5 protein-coding genes and 1 pseudogene are annotated in these 7687 nt (G+C 72.5%); all 6 read right to left on the bottom strand.

Annotated features, from left to right (window positions below):
- Positions 1-14: 14 nt before the first annotated feature.
- Complete coding sequence (locus tag LY44_RS05050) at positions 15-707, bottom strand: hypothetical protein (RefSeq protein ID WP_055209851.1); 693 nt, start codon at positions 705-707, stop codon at positions 15-17.
- Positions 708-756: 49 nt separating this feature from the next.
- Positions 757-3288 (bottom strand): vWA domain-containing protein, encoded by a 2532-nt coding sequence (locus tag LY44_RS05045; protein WP_055209850.1) that lies wholly within the window; start codon positions 3286-3288, stop codon positions 757-759.
- Positions 3288-4919 (bottom strand): hypothetical protein, encoded by a 1632-nt coding sequence (locus LY44_RS05040; RefSeq protein WP_055209849.1) that lies wholly within the window; start codon positions 4917-4919, stop codon positions 3288-3290. Before LY44_RS05040 ends, LY44_RS05045 begins: the two co-directional genes overlap by 1 nt.
- A 10-nt stretch (positions 4920-4929) precedes the next feature.
- A complete protein-coding gene (locus tag LY44_RS05035; protein ID WP_160320060.1) occupies positions 4930-5907 on the bottom strand; it encodes a DUF58 domain-containing protein in 978 nt (325 codons plus the stop codon).
- Between the two features lie 10 nt (positions 5908-5917).
- Entirely contained in the window at positions 5918-7141 is a 1224-nt protein-coding gene (locus LY44_RS18120; protein WP_055209847.1) for an AAA family ATPase, read from the bottom strand.
- Between the two features lie 4 nt (positions 7142-7145).
- Positions 7146-7687 (bottom strand): annotated as a pseudogene (locus LY44_RS17850) (hypothetical protein); the annotation flags it as partial.

Below are 7687 nucleotides of genomic sequence, written 5' to 3'. Positions count from 1 at the left end.
GGGGCAAAAGGAAATCAGGGGGTGCAGTCGGTCAGGCTGGGCCAGCAGGCGGGCCAGTCGTCCCCGACGACGGGGGGCGGTGCGGGGTCTGTGGCGGTTGCGTCCCCGCCCGGCAGGGGCTGCACGGCCTGGGCTTCGGGCAGATCCCAGCCCGGGGTTTGTGCGATGCGCCGATAGAGCCACCGATCCCAGAAACCGGGCCGGTCCGCCTCTGCCGCAAGCGCGGCAAGGGCGGTTCTCAGCGCCTGCGCGATCGGGTCGGCCCCGGTTTCCGCCGCCAGCGCAAGGATCGCCAGGGCCAGCGGCGAGAAGCGCGGAAAAGGGGGCGGGCCGGGATGGAAGATCACCCGCTCGGCCAGATGTTCATGGCAAAGCACCCCGATCTCATGCGCGAGACCGCGATCGGCAAGGGCGCTGTGCAACACGGCGGGCAGGATGGCCGTGGCGCCGATGCTCCTTCCAAGCTGGACCCCGGCCTGATCGGGGGCCGCGATCAGCGCGCGCAGATCGGTGCCCGCGGCAGCGCCCGAAAGCAGGCCGCCGACAAGGCCCGGAAGCGGCGCTTTCGCGCCGAAACGCAAGCGCGCAGGGGGCGTTCGGGGCAACCGCTCCGGCCGGGTCCCGGCCAGAAGCGCCGCCATGTTGCCGCGCGCGGCGGCCTGCAGCGCGGCAAGGCTGGCCCGAAGGTCGATGCCGGGATGAGTCATCGGGTGCTCCTGAACAAAGGGTCTCGGGGCTGCGATCGGCGCGCAGGGGTCATCGCCGGACCTCCCGCAGCCAGAGGGTCGCGGCGAGCAGCAGAAAGGCGATCACGATCAGCGGGCCGTGCAATGGCCGGTGTTGCATCGTTCCCGCCACCGGCAGCGGCGGCAGCGCGGAGAGGTCGAGCCGCGTGCCCGAGGTGGCCTGCGCCAGCCCCGTCAGCAGCGGCAGATCAACGCCGAACTGCAGCGCCTCGCGCTCCGGCAGGCTGCCCGGCGCCGCATCCGGGATCTGCACCGGGATGCGTTGCACATCCGCCCCGTCCTGCACCGTCAGCAACCCGCGGCTGGTGCCCTGCGCGGGGCGCGCGAAGCTGCCCGTCCAGCCGCCCCGCCGTGCGTCATGTTCCAGCGCGATGCCCGTCGTCGCGCCATCGGGCCATTGCAGCGTGGCCGAGATCTGCCCCGAGACCGCGCGTTCCGCCCCGGTCAGCACCGTGACCCAGAGCCGCAGCACCGCGCCCTCGTCCTCGAGCTGCAGCAGGTAGCGATCCTGATCGGGCCAGCCGAGAAGCGACGAAAGCATCGCCTCGGTCGCGGCTTTGCCCGACCAGGCGCGGCCCATCGGCCCGAGAAAGGCGCCGGTGACCACGCCCGGACGGCGGCTGTCGCGCCGAAGCGCGAAAAGCGGATCGGGGGGCGGGGTCTCGTGCAGCAGCCGCACCGTGGCATCCTGCCGGGGGTAGCTGATCGCCAGCCCCTCGACCCGCGGCAGCGCCTGCGGCGCTGCGCCATCGACCGCGAGCGGCGCGAAGCCGCCTTCGCGGAAGTATTCCGTGCGTGGCTCGGGGGTGAAATAGCGCAACTCCAGCTGCTCGGCATTGCCGCCCTCGCCCAGCCGGATCTCCTCGCCCCAGGCGTCGATATCCATCGCGAAATGCTGGTTGGACACCGAAATGGCGGTAGTGAAACACTGGGGCGCGGTGGCCGGAGGGTCGAATTCCGCATCCGAAATGAAGAAGAAGGCGCAGTAGTTCGACACGAAACCGGCCGAGGCGCGGATCGTGCTGTCGGGTGCGGTGCCGCCGCCCGCGGTCAGCCCGGCCGCAAAACGACGCGCCGCCGCGAGCGCCGAGGGCGAGGCCTCGGTTTTCTCGAACCGCGGCATCGTGACATCGGCAAAGGGCAGGATCGCCACCGTGTCGCGCGGCCGCAAGTGTCGCAAGATCGCCTGGATCGCGCTTTGCGCCGAGCCAAGGCGCGTTCCCGCCATCGAGCCCGACACATCCACCATGATCACGATATCCCGCGGCGGCGGTTCCTGCTGGAAGGCGCGCGGGTCGCTGTCGACCGGCAGGATCGGCGCCAGCGCCGAGCGGCCCCAGTCGGAGATGCGCTGTTCCTTTTCGCGGCTGTCGCGCAAGCCGCCGTTGATCAGGAACAACCCGGTGCCGTCGGCGGCCTGCAACAGCTTGCGGTCATAGCCTTGCGGAAAATCCGCGGGCACGGCGGCATCGATCACCACCAGATCGAAGCGCCCGGGATCGGGCGGCGCCTCGGGGCGGGCGCGGGTGATCTGCCAGCGCCGGGCGGGCAAGGCCTCGGCCCAGGGGGCGGGGCCGAAGACGAGCAGCCTTGCGGGCCCGCGCACCAGGGTGAAAAGATCGCGCGATTGCTGCCCGCCCTCGGTGGCGAAGGAGAGCCGCAAGCCCTGCAATCCGCGCCGGGCGAAACGGGTGACGAGCCGTGCCGCCTGCAGGGTCTCGGCGGGGGCGACATCGACGCTTTGCGCCTGCCGGTCCTGGCTCACGCCGAGCTGGCCCGCCCCCAGTGTCGTGACCCGGATCACCGCCGCATCGCCCAGCCGGAATTCCGGCCCCAGATCCGCCGCCACCAGCCCGGCGCCCGGCGCGCTGGCGCCTGCGATCACCACATGCACCGCGATCCCGGCGGCGCGCAGCGCGTCGTGCAGCGCGGGCTCGGGCGGCGGCGTCAGCCCGTCGCTCACCAGCACGATCAGCCGTCGCCCGGCGACCTCGGACAGCAGCCCCTCGGCCTTGCGCAATCCGCTTGCAAGCGCGCTTTGCGCCGCGGGCCGGGGCGTGTCGCGGCGGCGCAGATCGGCGGCGAGTTCGGGCAGCGCCATCTGCCCGCCTTCGATCCGGGCGGCGGCCCCGAAACTCACCAGCTGGCCACGCCACAGCGCGGCTTCTTCTGGCGGCAGGGCCGCGGCGAAATCGTCGATCCGCCGGGCCGCAAGCTGCAGCGCGTCGCGTGCGGCAGTTTGATCGCGCCAGAAGCTTTCGGAATTATCGAGCACGACGACGATCTGCCCGCCGCTCGCCTGATCGGCGTGATGCGTCAGCACCGGCCGTTCGGTTGCAAGCGCCAGCAGCCATAGCGCCGCCGCGACCGATGCGAGCGACATGAAACGGATCGGCCCGCGCCGCCGGTCGCGCAGTGCAAGCAGCAGGCTCAGCCCCAGCGCGGCCGCCGCCGCCGCCAGCGCCCAGGGCACGGCAGAGCCGCCAAGGCATTGCAGGCTGTCCCCGTGAAGCGCGAGCGCGGGGGCGAGGGTGCAGTCCATCACACACCCTCCTTGCGGCGCAGCGCGCGGTTCAGACGCTCGCCCAGCAGCGCCGCCAGCGCCAGCACAAGCGCCCAGGGCCAGGCCGGTTCGGTCTGCCGTCTGTCGCCCGGATCGGTCAGCAGCGCCAGATCGGCGGGTCTCCCGGCTGGTCGCGCGGTGGCGCTTTCCCGCCAGGCCTGCGTGATCTCGGTGCCGTCGGGCAGACCCCAGCGCAGCGGCTGCGGTTGCGGCGGAGGTGCCGCCAGATCGGCCAGCCCGCCGAAGAACAGCGCGAGCGTCAGATTGCGCGCGGGGCTGGCGGGGTCCAGGACCGGCTCGGGCAGGATCAGCCCCGGCGGCGAAAGACGCCGGGCGGCGATGACCGCGCCGGTCTCGAGCGTCAGGACGGGCAGAAAACCCGGCGGCAGGGGCGCGGGCCAGGCGGCGGGACCGGCGGCTTCGAGCGCGTCGAGACTGAGCATCCGCAACAGGGCCGGGTCTTCGCGAAAGGCGCCAAGCCGCAGGGGGGCGCGGGCGCCGGAAAAGGCGGGATAGGTCAGGATCAGCGGGCGTGCAAGATCGCCCGGGCGCAGCGCGCTGCGCGCGGTGACCAGCAGATCGCCCGCGCCGCCCGCAGCCAGCGCCGCCGGGCGCGCAAGGCCGCTCAGGCGCCAGTCCACCGCCAGTTGCGGCGGCGCGCTCAGCGTCGTGACGATCCGGTCATCGCCGCGATAGGCGCCGCCCTCGGGCAGAAGCGCCTCGTAGCGGCCCGGTCCGGCATAGGAGCCGATCGCTTGCCAGGCGCCCGGTCCGCCCTCGGCCAGCGCCATCACCGGCAGCTCCTGCGCGCGGCCGGGACCGTTCAGCAAGACCCGCTCGGGCAGGGCGGCGCTGGCGCTGCCAAAGATCAGCAGCTCCGGTTGCACCTGGCCGAAAGCGGCGGGCCGCAGCGCCAGACTGCGCAGCCCCGCATTATCCTGCGGCGCGCCGATCTGATCCCACAGGATCGGCACGCCATCGGGCAGGCGGGTGGCGCCGGTGGGCGGCAGATCGCTGACGATCAGCACATGGCTGAGCGCGCAAGCGCCGCGGGGCAGGGCGGCGGCCTCGGTCAGGCGGGCGGGGTCTGCGCCTTGCGGCAGCGCTGCGGCGGGGGCAAGGGCGGTCACCGGCCGGTCCGCGGGCAGCGGCGTCACCGGCCCGGCCTGCGCGCCCACGGCCACAAGCTCGACGCAAAGGCTTTGCGGCCCGGCACCGGCGATCACCCGGCGCGCCGCTTCGATCCGCGCCAGCGCGCGCGCATAGCGCGTCGCCCCGGCATCCTGCGTGCCCGGCTCGGTCAGGCTCATCGAATGGCTGGCATCAAGCACCACCCGCAGGCCCAGATGGTCGGGCCGCTCTGCCAGAATGGTCCGCTCGGCGTTTCGCAAGGCCCAGAGCGCGGCCAGAACCGCGAGCACGAGGCAGAGCAGGGAGATCGGATCCCGCGGCCAGACAAGGGCCAACCGTGTCGCGCGCGTCGGCGCTGGCGGCAAGGCGCCCAGAAAGCGCAGGAACGAGATCCGCACCCGCGGCGGCCCTGGCCGCTGGAAGTGCCAGGCCGCAAGCGCGGCCCCCGACAGGCAGACAAGAGAGACAGCCCAGATCATCGCGCCCGCCTCATTCCTGCCCGCCGAGCCCGAGGCCGCGAAGCAAGGGCAGCGCCGGGAAGCTTTGCGCGAAAAGGTCGCGCAGATCGGTCTTTTCGAACCCGTCCGTGGCGGGCCATTGCACCGCTTGCGCAGGCCAGTCGAGCCCCGGTCCGGCGGCCTCGCGGCGCAGCGCCCGAAGATGCTCGGCGATGGCGGCACCGGCCTCGGCCAGCACGGCCGCGTCATGGCGCAGCGGGCCGGGGTCTTCCTGCGCATCGGGGCGGAGGAGCCGGAACTGGCCGAGCTGGCGCAGCATCGCGGCCTCATGGGCGAAGCTGTCGAGGTGCAGGATCGAGACCGACCGGCGCCGCATCTGCGCGGCGCGCAGAAAAGCCGCAAAGCGCCCCCCGCGATCGTCGAAGAGGAGGTCGGAGATCACCACCACCGCGCTGGCCGGTTGCAGCTGCCGCTCGAGCGCCGTCAGATCGGCAAATGCCGGGGCCGCGCCGACGCCGGAGACATCGCCCGCGTGCCAGAGCGCCTCTGCCCACCGCGCGGCCTGCTGCGGGCCGGAGGTGCCGCGCAGGGTCACGCTCGGCTGGCCCGCGCCGCTGAACAACCGCGCCAGCAGCACGTCGTCGCCGCCCGCCAGCGCCAGCTCTGCCAGCGCGCGCAGCGCCCAGAGCGCGAACAGCAGCTTCGGGGCGGTTTCGGGCAGAAGCATCTCCGGGCGGTTGTCGATCAGGACCGCAAGCGTCAGGCGCTTTTCGGCCTCGAAGCTGCGCACCAGCAGCCCCGCCGTCTCGCCGCGGCGCAGCGAGGCGCGCCAGTCCACCGTGCGGATATCATCGCCCGGCTGGTAGGCGCGATAGTCGCGGAACTCGAGGCTGTGCCCCTGCGCGCGCCGCAGATGCGGCCCGAGCGCCGCGGCGGGCGCGTTGCGCCGGTAGCGCAGCACCAGCCGTTGCAGCATCGCGCGTGAAAGCGGGGGGGCGGTGTCTTGCAAGGCGCGGCTCCTAAAGCGGAACCGAAAGGCGCGCATGGCTCTGCGCTTCGGCGAAATCCTCGGCATAGCCCCAGGCGCGGGCGCGCGGATCGAGGTCGGGGGCGGCGGCGTCGGCCAGCGCGCGGATGAAATCGTCAAGCGCCCGCGCTTCGGCCTGCGGCGAGAAATGATCGGCATAGCCCTGCGTCACCTTGAGGCGGTGACGCAGCACCGGCACCACGGTTTGCGCCAGCGCTTGCGGCGTATGTGCCGAGGTGCCGCGCGCCGCATCGGCCGGCTCGACCAGCGCCACCGCTGCCCAGCCCACCGCCGCGCGCGCCATCGCCCCCGCCGCCCGCGGCCCGAGCGGATAGGTGATGCGGTCGCGAACCAGCTCTTCAAGCGCCTTGCGGCGGGGCTGTGACAGGTCGCGCACCTGCGCCATGTTGCCGTTGCTCGCCTGCACGATGTTGATGATCTGGGTCTTCACCACCGGCAGCAGCGCGACGCTGCGGATCGCCTGCGAAAGGGTGTGCAGCCCCTCCATCGCCGTGTTCCGGGCGTGGCTGTCGTCCCGTTCCGCGCGCGCAAGGGGCGGCCGCAGCGGGGCCAGGTCCTTGTCGATGATCTGCCCGATCACATCGGCATCGGGCAGGCTCATCAGCACCTTGAACATGAAGCGATCCGATTGCGCCTCGGGCAGCGGATAGGTCCCCTCCTGGTCGATCGGGTTTTGCGTCGCCATCACCATGAAGGGCGATTGCCACGGCGTGGCCTGCCGCCAGTCGCGCAGCGGGCGCCGGACGCCAAGCACCGTCACCTGATATTCCGCCATCGCTTCAAGCATCGCGGCCTGGGTCTTCGGCGTGGCGCGGTTGATCTCGTCGGCAAGCAGCAGCTGGCAGAAGATCGGTCCCGGTTTGAACACCAGCTCGCCCCGGTTCGGCCCCGGCATCTCGGTGCCGGTGATGTCGGAGGGCATCAGGTCGGGCGTGAACTGGATTCGCCCCACGGCGGTCTCGCCAAGGCCGAGCGCCGCCGAGAGGGCGCGCACGAGGGCGGTCTTGCCAAGTCCCGGATTGCCTTCAAGCAGCACATGCCCGCCGGTCAGCAGCGCAACAAGCAAGATATTGACCACCGGGTCGAGCCCGAACATGCCGCGATCGCGCACCCGGTCGGGGATCGTGCGGATCCAGGTGACCTGGGCGGCTTCGAGATCGGAGGGCGGCACAAGGCTGTCGGCGGTGTCGGTCATCGGTTCATTCCACAAGTGATCTGATCCAGGCGGGCAGGCGTTGTGCCGGGGGCTCGGTGGGGCCGGGGGGGGAGGAGGGCTCTTCGGCATCGAGGAAGAGCCGTGTTTCGATCGTCTCGGGCGCCTGTCCCGGCTCGGCGTAAAGCTGGCTTGCCGCGCCAACCGCGGTGGCGGTCGGGGACGTCTCCGCGACGGTGCCGCCCTGCCGCAAGCTGCGCGCATCGGGCGGCGGCGGCTGTGTGCCTTCGCCTTGCCCGGGCACAAGACCCCGTCGGGGCGCCGCGGTGTCGGGCGCCGCGGTGTCGGGGGGGGCGGTGTCGGTCGTCCTGACATCCCCCGCCGAAGCCTGTTCGCCCGCGGTTTGCGCGTCATAGGTCCTGCCCGAGCTGCGTTCGCCCGCGATGGTTCCCTGTCTTGCGGCCGCGCCGCTGCCCTGATCTTTGCCCCCCGCCTGATTGGCGGGCGGCTGGCCCGCCGACGCGGAACCGCTGGCCGCGGCGCCCGGGCCGCCGCCAGACCCGTTCTCGCCAGCGCCTGCCCCCAGAG

Source organism: Rhodobacter capsulatus (genome assembly GCF_003254295.1).
Classification (GTDB): domain Bacteria; phylum Pseudomonadota; class Alphaproteobacteria; order Rhodobacterales; family Rhodobacteraceae; genus Rhodobacter; species Rhodobacter capsulatus.
The sequence above is the reverse complement of the archived record's forward strand: the minus strand, read 5'-3'. Positions and strand labels throughout refer to the sequence as shown.